Origin of the sequence: Streptomyces griseosporeus (assembly GCF_014656055.1) — a bacterium.
GTDB classification, from domain to species: Bacteria; Actinomycetota; Actinomycetes; order Streptomycetales; family Streptomycetaceae; genus Streptomyces; species Streptomyces griseosporeus.
This window is the reverse complement of record NZ_BNBR01000009.1, coordinates 110,039-125,142: the sequence shown is the minus strand read 5'-3', so window position 1 is coordinate 125,142 and position 15,104 is coordinate 110,039. Positions and strand designations below refer to the sequence as shown.

Sequence of the window (15,104 nt, the reverse complement as noted above, 5' to 3'; positions counted from 1 at the left end):
GGCCGGCCCGCCCGGACCGGGCGCGGATCCGCGCCGCCCGCCCGAGGCCATCCCCGTAGGGTCCCCCCATGCCCCTCGCCCTCACCGTCCTCGGCACCGCCTCCCCGCACCCCGGCCCCGGCCGGCCCGCCTCCGGGTATCTGGTGCGCGGCGGCGGTGCCGAGGTGTGGGTGGACGCCGGGTTCGGGACCTTCGCGGAGTTGCGGCGGCACACGGATCCGGCGCGGCTCGACGCGATCTGGATCTCCCATCTGCACGCCGATCACAGCGCCGATCTCCTCGCCGCCGTCTACGGTCTCGCGTTCGGCGGCCTCACCCCGCCCGCGCCGGTCCCCGTCTACGCCCCGCGTGACTGCGCTGCGCGCCTGGCCGGCTTCTTCGGCCGTCCCGACGCCTCCTTCCTGACCGGCATCTTCGACTTCCGTCCCTTGTCCGACGGGCACACGGCCCGGCACGGAGGGCTGACCCTCACCGCACGCGCCGTCGTGCACGACACCGAGGCGTACGGGCTGCGCGCCGCCTGCGACGGCAAGGTGCTCGCGTACTCCGGGGACAGCGGACCCTGCGCCGCCCTCGACGGACTCGCGGCGGGCGCGGACCTCTTCCTGTGCGAGGCCGACATCGACCGGCATCGCGAAGGCGAACAGCGTGTGCATCTCACCCCGGAGGACGCCGGCGCCTGCGCGCGGGGCGCCCGGCGGCTCCTCGTGACCCATGTCGGGCCCACTCTCACCCGCGAGGCGGCGACCGCCCAGGCCGCCGCCGTCTTCGGCGGTCCCACCGCCGCCGCCGTGGAGGGCGACACCCACACCCTCTGACAGGTCGCCTCGACTTCCTTTGTCAGAAGCATTGACGAAACACAGGGGCGCTCCTACCTTCAACGCGTCGTACTTCGTACGTCATATATGAGACGCGATACGTGAGATCCCATACGCGGGACACAGATCCCGCGAAGATCCGAGAGGCGCGCATGACCTCTGTGCCCATGCCGATCCCCTCCCGCACGCAGTACGTGCTGGAGGAGATCAAACGACGCATCCTCACCGGGCGGCTGACGCCGGGTCAGGCCCTGGTCGAGACCGAGCTGGCCGCGCAGTTCGGGGTCTCCAAGACCCCGGTGCGCGAGGCGCTCAAGACCCTGGCCGGCACGGGTCTGGTCGTCATGAGCCAGTACAAGGGCGTCACGGTGCGCATGGTGGACGCGGACATGGCGCGCGAGGTCTACGACGTGCGGCTGCTCCTCGAACCCGAGGCCCTGAAGCGGGCCGTCCGCCGCGGCGCCTCCCTGGAGGCCGCCCAGGCCGCCCTCACCCGCGCCGACGACGCCACCGACACCGCCGAACGCTCCCTCGCCAACCGGGAGTTCCACCGCGCGCTGTACCTGCCGTGCGGCAACCCGCTGCTCGGCCGGATGCTCGACGAGGTCCGCGACCAGGCCGCCCTGGTCTCCGCCGTCGCCTGGGCCGCCGACCCCTCCTGGGAGCGGGAGGCCGGCGAGCACCGGGAGATCCTGCGGCTCGCCCTGGACGGCGACGCCGACGGCGCCGCGCGCGCCCTCCACGCCCACATCGCGTCCTTCGTGCGGCGGGCATTCCCCGAGGCCGGCACCCCCGGCGAGGAACAGGAAGGTCAGGAATGAGCAGCGTGGCGTTCGAGACCCAGCGGGCGGCCCTGGCCGACGTGGTGGCGATCCCGGTGACCCCGTTCGCCGAGGACGGCACCGTCGACCGGGACACCCACCGGTCCCTGCTGCGCCGCCTGCTCGACGGCGGCATCACCACCCTCACCCCCAACGGCAACACCGGCGAGTTCTACGCCCTCACCCCCGACGAGCGCCGCCTGGTCACCGAACTGACCGTCGAGGAGGCCGGCGACCGGGCCGTGATCCTCGTCGGCGTCGGCCACGACGTGCCCACCGCCGTCGCCTCCGCCCGGCACGCCCGCGAGCTGGGCGCCCGGATGGTGATGGTCCACCAGCCCGTCCACCCGTACGTCTCCCAGTCCGGCTGGGTCGACTACCACCGCGCCATCGCCGAGGCCGTACCCGAGCTGGGTGTCGTGCCGTACATCCGCAACGCGCAGCTCACCGGCGCCCGCCTCGCCGAACTCGCCGACGTGTGCCCCAACGTCATCGGCGTCAAGTACGCCGTCCCGGACGCCGCCCGCTTCGCCGCCTTCGCCCGCGACGCCGGCCTGGACCGCTTCGTGTGGGTGGCCGGCCTCGCCGAGCCGTACGCCCCCTCCTACTTCTCCGCGGGCGCCACCGGCTTCACCTCCGGCCTCGTCAACGTCGCCCCGTCGGTCTCGCTGAACATGATCGAGGCGCTGCGGGCCGGCGACTACCCGGCCGCGATGAAGGTCTGGGAGCAGATCCGCCGCTTCGAGGAACTGCGCGCCGCCAACGGCTCCGCCAACAACGTCACCGTCGTCAAGGAGGCCCTCGCCTCCCTCGGCCTGTGCCGCCGCGACGTCCGCCCGCCCAGCCGCCCGCTGCCCGAACAGGAGCGCGCCGAGGTCGCCGCCATCGCCGCGGGGTGGTCCATATGACACGCCGCCCCGAGGACCTCAGAAGCCACCAGTGGTACGGCACCGACGGCCTGCGCTCCTTCAGCCACCGCGCCCGCACCCGCCAGCTCGGCTACCTGCCCGAGGAGCACCTCGGCAAGCCGGTCATCGCGATCCTGAACACCTGGTCGGACATCAACCCCTGCCACGTCCACCTGCGCGACCGCGCGCAGGCCGTGAAGCGGGGCGTGTGGCAGGCCGGCGGTTTCCCGCTGGAGTTCCCGGTCGCCACGCTGAGTGAGACCTTCCAGAAGCCGACCCCGATGCTCTACCGCAACCTCCTCGCGATGGAGACCGAGGAGCTGCTGCGGTCCTACCCGGTCGACGGCGCGGTCCTGATGGGCGGCTGCGACAAGTCCACCCCCGCCCTGCTGATGGGCGCCGCCTCCGCCGACCTGCCCGCCGTGTTCGTGCCCGCCGGGCCGATGCTGCCGGGCCACTGGCGGGGCGAGGTCCTCGGCTCCGGCACCGACATGTGGAAGTACTGGGACGACAAGCGGGCCGGCCTGATCGGCGACTGCGAGATGCAGGAACTGGAGAGCGGCCTCGCCCGCTCGCCCGGCCACTGCATGACGATGGGGACGGCGTCCACGCTCACCGCCGCCGCGGAGGCCCTCGGTGTGACCGTGCCGGGAGCCTCCAGCATCCCGGCGGTCGACTCCGGGCACGACCGCATGGCCGCCAGGGCCGGCATGACGATCGTCGACCTGGTCCACAAGGACCGCAGGATCGGCCACATCCTCACCCGGGAGGCCTTCGAGGACGCCGTCACCACCGTCCTCGGCCTCGGCGGCTCCACCAACGCCGTCATCCACCTGATCGCCATGGCCGGCCGGGCGGGCGTGAAGCTCACCCTCGACGACTTCGACCGCATCGCCCGCACGGTCCCCGTCCTCGCCAACGTCCGGCCCGGCGGACAGACCTACCTGATGGAGGACTTCCACTTCGCGGGCGGCCTGCCCGGCTTCCTCTCCCGCATCCCGGACCTGCTCCACCTGGACCGTCCCACGGTGTCGTACGACACCCTGCGCGAGCAGATCGCCGGCGCCCAGGTGCACCACGACGACGTCATCCGGCCCCGGGACAACCCCGTCGCCAACGAGGGCGGCGTGGCCGTGCTGCGCGGCAACCTCTGCCCGGACGGTGCGGTCATCAAGCACATCGCCGCCGAACCGCACCTGCTCAAACACACCGGTCCCGCCGTCGTCTTCGACGACTACCGGACGATGCAGCGCACCATCAACGACCCCGCGCTCGGCATCACCGCCGACAGCGTGCTGGTGCTGCGCAACGCCGGACCCAAGGGCGGCCCGGGCATGCCCGAGTACGGCATGCTGCCCATCCCCGACCACCTGCTCAAGCAGGGGGTGCGGGACATGGTGCGGATCTCCGACGCCCGGATGAGCGGCACGAGTTACGGCGCGTGCGTGCTGCACGTGGCGCCGGAGTCGTACATCGGCGGACCGCTCGCGTTCGTCCGCACCGGCGACCTGATCACCCTCGACGTCGAGGCACGCACCCTCCATCTGCACGTGGACGACGAGGAACTGGACCGCCGCCGGGCGGCCTGGACCCCGCCGCCCACCCGCTACGAGCGCGGCTACGGCGCGCTCTACAACGACCAGATCACCCAGGCCGACACGGGCTGCGACTTCGAGTTCCTGGCCCGGCCGGGCAAGGTCCAGGACCCGTACGCCGGCTGACCGCCGCCTTCAAGCACCGCACGACCGACCGCGCACCGCCCTGCCCGTCGAGAAAGCGCTTCCCGCGGGACGCGCTTCCCGGACGACGCGCTTCCCGCACGACGTACCAGAACGGAGAACAGTCATGGCCCAAGCCGCAGCCGTGGCGAAACCGCCCGCGCCACCGAGGCGGCGCCGTGCCTCCGCCACGCCGCGCAGGCTGCCGTACCTGCTGATCGCGCCGGCCGCCCTGCTGATGCTGGGGTTCATCGCCTATCCGGTCATCAGCGTCTTCTACTACAGCCTGCAGAACTACAACCCCACCAAACCGTGGCGGAACGGCTACGCGGGCTTCGACAACTTCGTCCACGCCTTCACCGACGACCCGCAGTTCTGGGACACGCTGACCTTCAGCGCCAAGTGGGTCGTCGTCGAGGTAGGACTCCAGCTGCTGTTCGGTCTCGCCCTCGCCCTCATCGTCAACCAGACCTTCGTGGGCCGGGGCCTCGGCCGCGCCCTGGTGTTCTCGCCGTGGGCCGTCTCCGGCGTGCTCACCTCCGCGATCTGGGTGCTGCTGTACAACTCCCAGACCGGCATCACCCGCTACCTCGCCGACATGGGCATCGGCTCCTACGGCACCAGCTGGCTGTCGGACACCTCCACCGTCTTCCCCGCGGCGGTCGTCGCCGACCTGTGGCGGGGCGTGCCCTTCTTCGCGATCCTCATCCTCGCCGACCTTCAGTCCGTCTCCAAGGACCTGTACGAGGCCGCCGAGGTCGACGGGGCGAGCCGGCTCAAGCAGTTCTGGCACATCACCCTGCCGCACCTGAAGGACGCCATCGTCCTGTCGACGCTCCTGCGCGCGGTGTGGGAGTTCAACAACGTCGACCTGCTCTACACCCTGACCGGCGGCGGACCGGCCGGCGAGACGACGACGCTCCCGCTGTACATCGCCCACACCTCCGTCGACGCCCACAACTTCGGCTACGCGTCCGCCCTCACCACCGTGGCGTTCGTGATCCTTCTCTTCTGCTCGATCGTCTATCTGCGGCTGAGCAAGTTCGGAGGCGGTGACAAGTGAGCACCAAGGAGGCACCCGCCCTCGCCCCCGCCCCCGCGCGCGTGCCCGTGACCAAAGCGCCACGCCCGCACCACAAGCGCCGCACCTGGGACGAGGTCCCCCGCTGGCAGATCTACGTTCCGCTGTCGATCTACCTGCTGTTCACGCTGATCCCCTTCTACTGGATCCTGCTCTTCGCGCTGCGCCCGGCCGGCTCGTCCTCGCTCGTGCCCTGGCCCATGACGTTCGAGCACTTCGAGAAGGTGTGGACCGAGCGGGAATTCGGCACCTACTTCCAGAACAGCGTCCTCACCGGCATCGCGACCCTGGTGCTGACCACGGTCGTCGCCCTGGCCGGCGGCTACGCCCTCGCCCGGTTCGACTTCAGGATCAAACGAGCATTCATGCTCGCTCTGCTCTGTTCGCAGTTCGTTCCGGGCGCGCTGCTGCTCGTTCCGCTGTTCCAGATCTTCGCCGAGCTGAAAATGATCAACTCGCTGGGCAGTGTGATCATCGCCGAGACGGTGTTCCAGCTGCCGCTGTCGATGATCCTGATCAGCGGCTTCATCCGGAACGTGCCGCCCTCCCTGGAGGAGGCCGCCTGGGTGGACGGCTGCAGCCGCTTCACCGCGTTCCGCATCGTCGTGCTGCCGCTGCTGCGGCCCGGTCTGATCGCCGTCGGCTCCTTCGCCTTCGTGCACGCCTGGAACCACTTCCTGTTCGCGCTCATGTTCCTGTCCGACCAGAGCAAGCAGACCATTCCGGTCGGTCTGAACTCCCTGATGAGCGCGGACAGCGTCGACCTCGGCGCGCTCGCCGCGGGCGGCATCATCGCCGCCGTCCCGGTGGTGATCGTGTTCGCGTTCATCCAGAAGTGGCTGATCACCGGCTTCAGCGCGGGGGCGGTGAAGGGCTGATGGCCAAGAGCCGGAACGGCAGCGCCCTGCACGCGGCCGCCGACCGGGCGGTGGCGCGCGGCGCCGGAGCGGGGAGGATCCCATGACCGTACCTGTGGTGCTCGCCGGCGCGCGCGGACACGGCCGCTGGCACGTCGAGAACATCCGCCGCCTCCAGGACCGGGGCGTGGTGCGGCTCGTGGGGATCTGCGAGCTGACCCCGCTGACCGAGGACGAGTTCGGCGGTGAACTCCCGCGGCAGTCCAGCGACTTCGGTGCCCTCCTGGACGCCACCGGCGCCCGCGCCGCCGTCGTCTGCACGCCCATCCCCACCCACACCGACCTCGCGCTGACCGCCGCCGAGCGGGGCGTGCACCTGCTGCTGGAGAAGCCGCCCGCGCCGTCGTACGCCGAGTACCGGCGGATGGCCGACGGCGTCGCCCGCGCCGGCGTCGCCTGCCAGATCGGCTTCCAGTCGCTCGGCTCGCACGCGCTGCCCGCGATCCGGCGGATGATCGCCGACGGTCTGATCGGCGAGGTCACCGGCGTCGGCGGGGCCGGCCCCTGGGCCCGCCCCGAGGCCTACTTCCGGCGCGCCCCCTGGGCGGGCAGGCGGCGCCTGAACGGCGTGGACGTGGTCGACGGGGCCCTCACCAACCCCCTCGCCCACGCCGTCGCCACCGCCCTCGCCCTGGCCGGCGCCGCCCGCGCCGAGGACGTCACCCGCATCGAGACCGAGCTGCTGCGCGCCAACGCCATCGAGTCCGACGACACCTCCTGCGTCCGCGTCACCACCGGCCGGGACCTCCAGGTCACCGTCGCCGCCACCTTGTGCGCCGAGCACCCGGACGAGCCGTATGTGCTGGTGCACGGCACGCGCGGCCGGATCACCTTCTGGTACAAGCAGGACCGCGTCCTGCTCCAGCGCGCCGACCACGGCCCCGAGGAATTCGAGTACGGCCGCACCGACCTGCTGGAGAACCTCGCCGCGCACCTCACCACCGGCGCGGACCTGCTCGTGCCGCCGGAGACCACCGGCGCCTTCATGCGGGTCGTCGAGGCGATCCGCACGGCCCCCGACCCGGCTCCGCTGCCCGAATCGGCCTGGCACCCGCTGCCCGAGGAGGGCCGCCGGGTGGTGCCCGGCGTCGACGGGCTCGTCGCCGCCGCCGCGGACACCCTCGCCCTCTACTCCGAACTGGGCGCCCCCTGGGCGCCGGCCGCCCACGCCCTGCCGAGAGAGGTGAGCACCCGATGACCGACACCGCCCCGGTCCTGCGCGTCGCCGGCCGCCCCGTCGGCCGGTACGTCGTCCGGCCCGAGCTGCCCGCCCGGCTCTCCCCGCGCCCCTACCTGCACCCCGTCACCACCCTGGCCGGCACGGCCGTCACCGAGCTGAGCCCCGCCGACCACGCACACCACCTCGGCGTCGGTGTCGCCGTTCCCGACGTCGAGGGGCACAACTTCTGGGGCGGGCGCACCTTCGTCCGCGACCAGGGGCCGACCGAGCTGGACAACCACGGCGCCCAGCGCCATCTCGGTTTCCAGCTGCGCGACCCCGACGGCTTCGTGGAGGAGCTGCGCTGGCTCGCCGCCGGGTCCGAGCTGCTGCGCGAGCGCCGCACGGTCGCCGCCACCGAACTCACCTCCACCGCCTGGGCGCTGGACTTCACCTTCTCCCTGACCAACACCACCTCCGGCCTGCTGTCCATCGGCAGTCCCGCCACCAACGGCCGCCCGGGCGCCGCGTACGGCGGCTTCTTCTGGCGGGCCCGCAAGGAGGAGGCGGCCCCGCGGGTCTTCACCGCCGACGCCGACGGCGAGGAGGAGGCGCACGGCCGCCCCGCCGACTGGCTGGCCCTCGCCGGCTCCACGTGGACGCTGGTCTTCGCCGGCGCCACCGACGCCACCCGGCGCGACCCCTGGTTCGTGCGCGCCGCCGAGTACCCCGGCGTGGGCTCCTCCCTCGCCTCCGCCGAGCGGCTCCCGATCCCGCCCGGCGAGACCGTCGTACGGCGGATCGTCACCGTCGTCGCCGACGGCCCGCTCGGCCGCGACGAGGCGGCGGCGCTGGTGCGGAAGGCGGTGACGCAGTGACGACGCACCGGGAGCCCGGCGGGCAGCCGGGCGGGGCGACGTACCGCAACCCCGTCCTGAACGCCGACTGGTCCGACCCCGACGTGGTGCGTGTCGGCGACGACTTCTACCTGACCGCCTCCAGCTTCGGCCGCGTCCCCGGACTGCCCCTGCTGCACTCGCGCAACCTGGTCGACTGGACCCTCGTGGGGCACGCCCTGGACCGCCTGGAACCGGAGGAGACGTTCGCGGCACCCCGCCACGACTGCGGCGTCTGGGCACCCTCGATCCGCCACCACGACGACCGGTTCTGGATCTTCTGGGGCGACCCCGACCAGGGCGTCTTCCAGGTCAACGCCCCCGGGATCCGCGGCCCCTGGACCCGCCCGCACCTGGTCAAGGCGGGCAGGGGCCTGATCGACCCGTGCCCCCTGTGGGACGACGAGACCGGCGAGGCCTACCTGGTGCACGCCTGGGCCAAGTCCCGCTCCGGCGTCAAGAACCGCCTCACCGGCCACCGTATGCACCCCGACGGCACCTCCCTGCTCGACGAGGGCAAGCTGATCGTGGACGCCGACCGCATGCCCGGCTGGTTCACCCTCGAAGGGCCCAAGCTGTACCGGCACGACGGCTGGTTCTGGATCCTCGCGCCCGCCGGGGGAGTGGAGACCGGCTGGCAGGGCGCCTTCCGCTCCCGCGACTTCTTCGGACCGTACGAAGAGCGGATCGTCCTGGAGCAGAAGGACACCGACGTCAACGGCCCCCACCAGGGCGGCTGGGTGCGCACCGCCGCGGGCGAGGACTGGTTCCTGCACTTTCAGCAGCGGGGCGCCTACGGCCGGGTCGTCCATCTCCAGCCGATGCGCTGGGACGAGGAGGGCTGGCCGGTGCTCGGCGACGAGGGCGCGCCCGTCACCGAGCACCGCAGGCCCGCCCTGCCCGCGCAGGCGCCCGCCGCGCCCGCGGCCGACGACGACTTCCCCGGCGGGCGCTTCGGCCGGCAGTGGCAGTGGACGGCGAACCCACAGGACGGCTGGGCCACCCAGCACTCCGGGGACGGGCTCCGCCTCACCTGCGTGCGCACGGCCGACGCGCACGACCTGCGCAGGCTGCCGAACGTGCTCACCCAGCGGCTGCCCGGACTGCCATCCGCCGCCGAGGTCGAACTGCGCCTCGACAGCGAGGAGCCCGGGGCCCGGGCCGGACTCGCGGTGCTGGGGGACGCCTTCTCCTGGATCGGGCTGCAGCGCGGGGCCGACGGGACGGTCCACCTGGTGCACCGGTTCGCGGAGGGCGTCGCCGAGCGTGAGCGGGACGCCGGGCATCCCCGGCCCGCGCCCGACGGGCGGGCCCGGCTGCGGATCGAGATCGGCGCGGGCGCCCGCTGCCGCTTCCTCGCCGACACCGGCGACGGCTTCCGGCCCTCCGGCCCCGTCTTCGCCGCCACCCCCTGGCGCTGGGTCGGTGCCCTGCTGGGCCTGTTCGCCCTCGCGCCCGACGGGCGGTCACCCGCCGGCGCCGCCACGTTCACCCGGTTCCGCATCACCGCCCTCTGACCCCCTGTTCGTACGCCTGTCGGGAGCCGCAATGACGCACATCCCCAGCAAGCGCTTGCCGAGAGCCCTGGCCAGGTCCGTGGCCGGAGCCGCGCCGAGATCCGGAGTCGTCCTCGCCGCCGTCGCCGGGCTGGTCGCCGCCCACGGGCTCGGCGCGGTGGGGGAGGCGAAGGCCGCCGCGCCCTCGTCCCCCGCGCCCGCGTCCGCCGCCCCGCGCTGGTCCGACCGGCCGCACGGCTTCGCCTCCCTCGCCGGCGGCACCACCGGCGGCGCGGGCCCCTACCGGCTCGACCCCGCAGCCGCCGTGCCGGCGCTGGTGAGCCGCTTCTCCGGCCCGCAGAAGCAGCTCGGCGACGTGCACACCGTCGCCGACCACCTCAGGGGCACGGACGGCCGGGCGCCGTCCGGCCACCGCTGACTCCCACACCTCCGTATCTCCGTTGGATCCAGAAGAAGAGAGCCGACCAATGAAGAGCAGCATCAGCAGAAGCAGACGTGCCGCCATCGCCGTCGCCCTGGGCTCCGCCCTCGCGCTGACCGCGACCGCCTGCGGTGACGACGGCAGCGGCACCGGCGGCGACAAGGGCGCCGAGGGCAGCGGCAAGGGCGAGATCGTCTTCTGGGACAACAACGGCGGCGTCCGCACGGACATCTGGAAGGAGATCATCGCCGACTTCGAGAAGGCGAACCCCGGCATCAAGGTCAAGTACGTGGGGATCGCCGCGAAGGAGTACCAGTCCAAGGTCGACACCGCGATCCAGGGCGGCGGGCTGCCCGACGTCGGCGGCGTGGGCGCGGCGATGATCGCCGAGTTCTCCGCGCAGAACGCGCTGGAGCCGCTGGACGGCCGGCTCGCCAAGTCGCCCCTGAACGGCAAGCTCAACGAGGAGTTCGTGAAGTCGCTGAAGGCGGCCGGCGGCACGGGCGACACCCTGTACTCGATCCCGACCTCCGCCAACAACGGCGTCCTGTACTACCGCACCGACCTGTTCCAGGCGGCCGGCCTGAAGGCACCGGAGACCTGGGACGCCTTCTACACGGCCGCGCAGAAGCTGACGGACTCCGGCAAGAACGAGTTCGGCTACACCATCCGCGGCGGCGCCGGCTCCATCGCGCAGGCCCTCGACGCGATGTACGGGCAGTCCGGGATCACCTCGTTCTGGAACGGCGACAAGACCACGGTCAACGACCCGAAGAACGTGGCCGCCCTGGAGAAGTACGCCGCCCTGTACAAGAAGGCCACTCCCGCGGCCGACGTGAACAACGACTTCACCAAGATGGTCGCCCAGTGGGACACCGGCAAGATCGGCATGCTCAACCACAACCTGGGCTCCTACCAGGACCATGTGAAGGCGCTCGGCACCGGCAAGTTCCGCGGTATCCCGCAGCCGACCGGCCCCGGCGGCAAGCGGGTGCAGGTCTCCAACCCGGTCGACGGGCTCGGCGTGTTCAAGAGCTCCAAGAACAAGGAGGCCGCCTGGAAGTTCATCGAGTTCGCCCTCTCGCACGCGGAGAACTCGAAGTTCAACGAGTCGGCCGGGCAGGTGCCCGCCAACACGGAGGCGGCGCGGGACCCGTGGATCCAGAAGGCGGAGCCGACCAAGCTGGCCGCGGCGGCGCTGTCGGACGGGTCGACGACCATCGTCCAGCTGCCCTACTACCTGCCCGACTGGAACACCCTCTCCAAGGCCGACAACGAGCCGAACTTCCAGAAGGTGCTGCTCGGGAAGATGAGCGCGAAGGACTTCCTGGACCGGCTGGCCGACCAGCTGAACGAGGCGCAGGCCGACTGGAAGGCCAACCACTGAGCCGGGTGGCCCGGACCGTGGGGGACTGCCGGCCCGCTGAGGCCGGTCGCGCGGTCCCCCGCGCCCCTTCCCCACCTCGCCCCCTGCCGAAAGGTGCCCCGCGTGTCCCTCAGCCGTAGACAGGTCACCGTCGCCGCCCTCGCCGCCGTCCCCCTCACCCTGGGCGCCGCGCCCGCCCCGAAGGCAGGCCGCACGCTCTACATCGCCGGTGACTCCACCGCCGCCCAGAAGTACGCCGACGCCGCGCCCGAGACCGGGTGGGGCATGGCGCTGCCGTTCTTCCTGCACAAGGACCTCACGGTCGCCAACCACGCCATGAACGGGCGGAGTTCGAAGAGCTTCGTCGACGAGGGGCGCCTCGCGGCGATCCTCTCCGTCATCCGGCCGGGCGACCTCCTGCTCATCCAGTTCGCGCACAACGACGAGAAGGCCACCGACCCGGCCCGCTACACCGAGCCCTGGACGACGTACCAGGACCACCTGCGCCTGTACGTCGAAGGCGCCCGGGCGCGTGGGGCGCGGCCGGTGCTGGCGACGTCCGTGGAGCGGCGCCGGTTCGACGCCGCGGGCAACGCCCTGCCGACGCACGGCGACTACCCGGCGGCCATGCGCGCGCTCGCCCGCGAGGAGGGCGTCGCGCTGCTCGACATCCAGGCGCTGTCCCTGGCGCTGTGGCAGCGGCTGGGCGTCGAGGAGACGAAGACGTACTTCAACTGGACGGCGATCGAGCAGGACAACACGCACTTCAACCCGCCCGGCGCGATCGCCGTGGCCCGTCTCGTCGCCGGGGAGCTGCTGCGCACCCGCGTGCTGGCCCCGCGGGACGTGCGCCGGCTGGACGACGAGATCCCCACGTCGTGGATCACGTGGCCGGAGGCCACCGCGTAACACCCCTGACCGCAACAAGGAGAGAGCCGCATCATGAACACACAGGTATGGCATGGGCATGCCACAAGGAGAGCGGCCGTGCTGGCCGGCTGCACCGCGCTGGTGCTGTCCCTGACCGGTACGACCGCCCAGGCCGCCCCGTCCCACGGCCGCGACCTGGCCCGCCAGACGCTCGCCGCGAACGACGGCTGGGCCGCCTACGGCACCGGCACCACGGGCGGTGCCGCCGCCGACGCCGACCACGTCTACACGGTCACGACCTGGGCCGGCTTCAAGGCCGCCCTCGCCGCGGGCGGCAGCGCCCCGAAGATCATCAAGGTCAGGGGCACGATCGACGCCGACGGGCCGGACTGCGCCACCTTCGCCGCGCCGGGCTACGACTTCGACACCTACCTGAAGACCTACGACCCGGCGGTGTGGGGCCGTACCAGGACCCTCGACGCCGAGCCCGACTCCAGCCCCGAGGGGTTGCGCCGCGCCTCCGCCGCGCGGCAGGACGCATACATCAAGGCGGACATCCCTGCCAACACCACGATCATCGGCCTCGGCCGCGACGCCGGGTTCAAGGGCGCCAGCCTCCAGATCAAGGGCGTGGACAACGTCATCGTCCGCAACCTGGCCTTCGAGAGCCCCCTCGACTGCTTCCCGCAGTGGGACCCGACCGACACCGCCGACGGCAACTGGAACTCCGAGTACGACAGCGCGGTGGTCTACGGCTCCACGCACGTGTGGATGGACCACAACACCTTCACCGACGGCGAGCACCCCGACAGCACCCTGCCGACGTACTACGGCCGGATCTACCAGCAGCACGACGGCGAGCTGGACATCGTCAAGGGCGCCGACTACGTCACCGCGTCCTGGAACGTCTTCGCCGATCACGACAAGACGATCCTCATCGGCAACAGCGACAGCGCCGCGACGGCCGCCGTCGACCGGGGCCACCTGAAGGTGACGTTCCATCACAATCTGTTCAGGAACCTGATCGAACGCGCACCCCGTGTTCGTTTCGGCCAGGTCGACTCGTACAACAACCACTTCGTCGCGGGCGAGGACTACTCCTACAGCTACGGCATCGGCATGGAGTCGCAGCTCGTCGCCGAGCACAACGCCTTCACGCTCCCCGAGGGCGTCTCCGCCGCGAGGATCCTCAAGAAGTGGAAGGAGGCCCCGGTCACCGCCGCCGGCAACTACGTCAACGGCGTGCCGACCGACCTCCTCGCCGTCCACAACGCGGAGATCCCCGGCGAGACCCTCGCCTCCGGCGCGGGCTGGACGCCGACCCTGCGCACCAAGGTCGACCGGGCCGTTGCCGTCCCCGCCCTCGTCGACCACCGCGCGGGCGCCGGCCGCCTGCGCTGACCCGGATCCGCACGCCCGGGGCGCCGCCCGCGCGGCGCCCCGCCCCCTCTCCCCGCACGAGCCGCACCGCGAAGGAACCCCGCATGCCCTCGCCCCACCGCTCCCTGTCCCGCAGAGGCTTCCTGATCGCGACCGCCGGCGCCGCGGCCGCACCGCTCCTCGCCGGCGCACCCGCCCACGCCACCGACCGCCCGTCCGCCCCGTTCGGCCGCTTCGGCTCCCCGGCCGCCCGCCTGACCCCGCAGACCCTCTACGTCGACCCGCAGGGCCGCGGCGACCACACCACCGTCCGGGCCGCCGTCACCGCCGCCACCGGCACCGGCCGGACCCTCGTCCTCGCCCCCGGCACCTACCGGGAGACCGTCGCCGTCGACGCCACCCGCACCGGCATGACCTGGATCGGCGCCTCCGAGAACCCCCGCGACGTCGTCATCGTGTACGACAACGCGGCCGGCACCCCCAAGCCCGGCGGCGGCACCTACGGCACCACCGGCTCGGCCACCACCACCGTGCAGGCCGACGGCTTCACCGCCCGCTGGATCACCTTCGCCAACGACTGGCTGCGCGCCGACCACCCCGGCGTCACCGGCACCCAGGCCGTCGCCCTCAAGGCACAGGGCGACCGCGGCGCCTTCTTCCACTGCCGCTTCCTCGGCCACCAGGACACCCTGTACGCCGACTCCATGGCGCTCGGCACCTTCGCCCGCCAGTACTACGCCCACTGCTACGCCGAGGGCGACGTCGACTTCGTCTTCGGCCGGGCCACCGCCGTCTTCGAGCACTGCGACTTCCGCACCCTGGACCGTACCGACCTGGCCGCCGCCCCCTACGGCTTCGTCTTCGCGCCGTCCACGGCGGGCGCCAACCCGCACGGCTACCTGGTCCTGCACGGCCGCGTGTCCAGTGAGGCTCCGGACGCGGCCTACAAGCTGGCCCGCCCCTGGGTGCCCAGCTCCGACCCGACCGCCCGCCCGATGCTCACCGTCCGCGAGACATGGCTCGGCCCCGGCATCGACGCGGTCGCGCCCTACACGAACATGTCGGCGTCCTACCCCTGGCAGCACCAGAGGTTCGCGGAATACCGGAACACCGGCCCCGGATCCGCCGTGACCGTCCCGGAGAACCGCCCCCAACTCACCGCCGGGGAGGCGGAGTCGGCGACCCGCGCCGCGTACCTCGGTGACTGGCGGCCGTGGAAGGAGACCTGCTGA

Annotated in this window: 14 protein-coding genes; all 14 read left to right on the top strand. The window is 72.3% G+C overall.

Features of this window, described 5'->3' with window-relative positions:
• The first annotated feature begins 68 nt into the window (after nt 1-68).
• The 14 genes from IE308_RS33965 to IE308_RS33900 all read left to right on the top strand — a co-directional run bounded on the left by IE308_RS33965 (nt 69) and on the right by IE308_RS33900 (nt 15,104).
• Nucleotides 69-818 (top strand): MBL fold metallo-hydrolase, encoded by a 750-nt coding sequence (locus IE308_RS33965; protein WP_190220836.1) that lies wholly within the window; start codon nt 69-71, stop codon nt 816-818.
• A 152-nt stretch (nt 819-970) separates the two neighbouring features.
• Nucleotides 971-1,639: a GntR family transcriptional regulator gene (locus tag IE308_RS33960; protein ID WP_190220835.1), complete on the top strand. Its 669-nt coding sequence runs from the start codon at nt 971-973 to the stop codon at nt 1,637-1,639.
• The gene (locus IE308_RS33955) at nt 1,636-2,547 is read left to right on the top strand and encodes a dihydrodipicolinate synthase family protein (RefSeq protein ID WP_190220834.1); all 912 of its coding nucleotides are present in this window, start codon (nt 1,636-1,638) and stop codon (nt 2,545-2,547) included. Before IE308_RS33960 ends, IE308_RS33955 begins: the two co-directional genes overlap by 4 nt.
• Nucleotides 2,544-4,268: an L-arabinonate dehydratase gene (gene araD, locus IE308_RS33950; RefSeq protein WP_190220833.1), complete on the top strand. Its 1,725-nt coding sequence runs from the start codon at nt 2,544-2,546 to the stop codon at nt 4,266-4,268. The genes IE308_RS33955 and araD overlap by 4 nt, the downstream gene beginning before the upstream one ends.
• Before the next feature lie 124 nt (nt 4,269-4,392).
• Complete coding sequence (locus tag IE308_RS33945; RefSeq protein ID WP_190220832.1) at nt 4,393-5,328, top strand: carbohydrate ABC transporter permease; 936 nt, start codon at nt 4,393-4,395, stop codon at nt 5,326-5,328.
• Nucleotides 5,325-6,224 (top strand): carbohydrate ABC transporter permease, encoded by a 900-nt coding sequence (locus tag IE308_RS33940; protein ID WP_110627311.1) that lies wholly within the window; start codon nt 5,325-5,327, stop codon nt 6,222-6,224. The genes IE308_RS33945 and IE308_RS33940 overlap by 4 nt, the downstream gene beginning before the upstream one ends.
• Nucleotides 6,225-6,306: 82 nt before the next feature.
• A complete protein-coding gene (locus IE308_RS33935) occupies nt 6,307-7,461 on the top strand; it encodes a Gfo/Idh/MocA family protein (RefSeq protein ID WP_190220831.1) in 1,155 nt (384 codons plus the stop codon).
• A complete protein-coding gene (locus IE308_RS33930; protein ID WP_190220830.1) occupies nt 7,458-8,300 on the top strand; it encodes a DUF6807 domain-containing protein in 843 nt (280 codons plus the stop codon). The genes IE308_RS33935 and IE308_RS33930 overlap by 4 nt, the downstream gene beginning before the upstream one ends.
• The gene (locus tag IE308_RS33925) at nt 8,297-9,835 is read left to right on the top strand and encodes a glycoside hydrolase family 43 protein (RefSeq protein ID WP_190220829.1); all 1,539 of its coding nucleotides are present in this window, start codon (nt 8,297-8,299) and stop codon (nt 9,833-9,835) included. The genes IE308_RS33930 and IE308_RS33925 overlap by 4 nt, the downstream gene beginning before the upstream one ends.
• A 31-nt stretch (nt 9,836-9,866) precedes the next feature.
• On the top strand, nt 9,867-10,253 hold the full coding sequence (locus IE308_RS33920; RefSeq protein ID WP_190220828.1) for a hypothetical protein: 387 nt from the start codon (nt 9,867-9,869) through the stop codon (nt 10,251-10,253).
• 49 nt (nt 10,254-10,302) lie between these two features.
• On the top strand, nt 10,303-11,643 hold the full coding sequence (locus IE308_RS33915) for an ABC transporter substrate-binding protein (RefSeq protein WP_190220827.1): 1,341 nt from the start codon (nt 10,303-10,305) through the stop codon (nt 11,641-11,643).
• 102 nt (nt 11,644-11,745) lie between these two features.
• Nucleotides 11,746-12,531 (top strand): rhamnogalacturonan acetylesterase, encoded by a 786-nt coding sequence (locus IE308_RS33910; protein ID WP_190220826.1) that lies wholly within the window; start codon nt 11,746-11,748, stop codon nt 12,529-12,531.
• 33 nt (nt 12,532-12,564) lie between these two features.
• Nucleotides 12,565-13,893, top strand: a complete 1,329-nt coding sequence (locus IE308_RS33905; RefSeq protein WP_190220825.1) for a pectate lyase family protein — start codon at nt 12,565-12,567, stop codon at nt 13,891-13,893.
• Nucleotides 13,894-13,976: 83 nt separating this feature from the next.
• Nucleotides 13,977-15,104 (top strand): pectinesterase family protein, encoded by a 1,128-nt coding sequence (locus IE308_RS33900; protein ID WP_190220824.1) that lies wholly within the window; start codon nt 13,977-13,979, stop codon nt 15,102-15,104.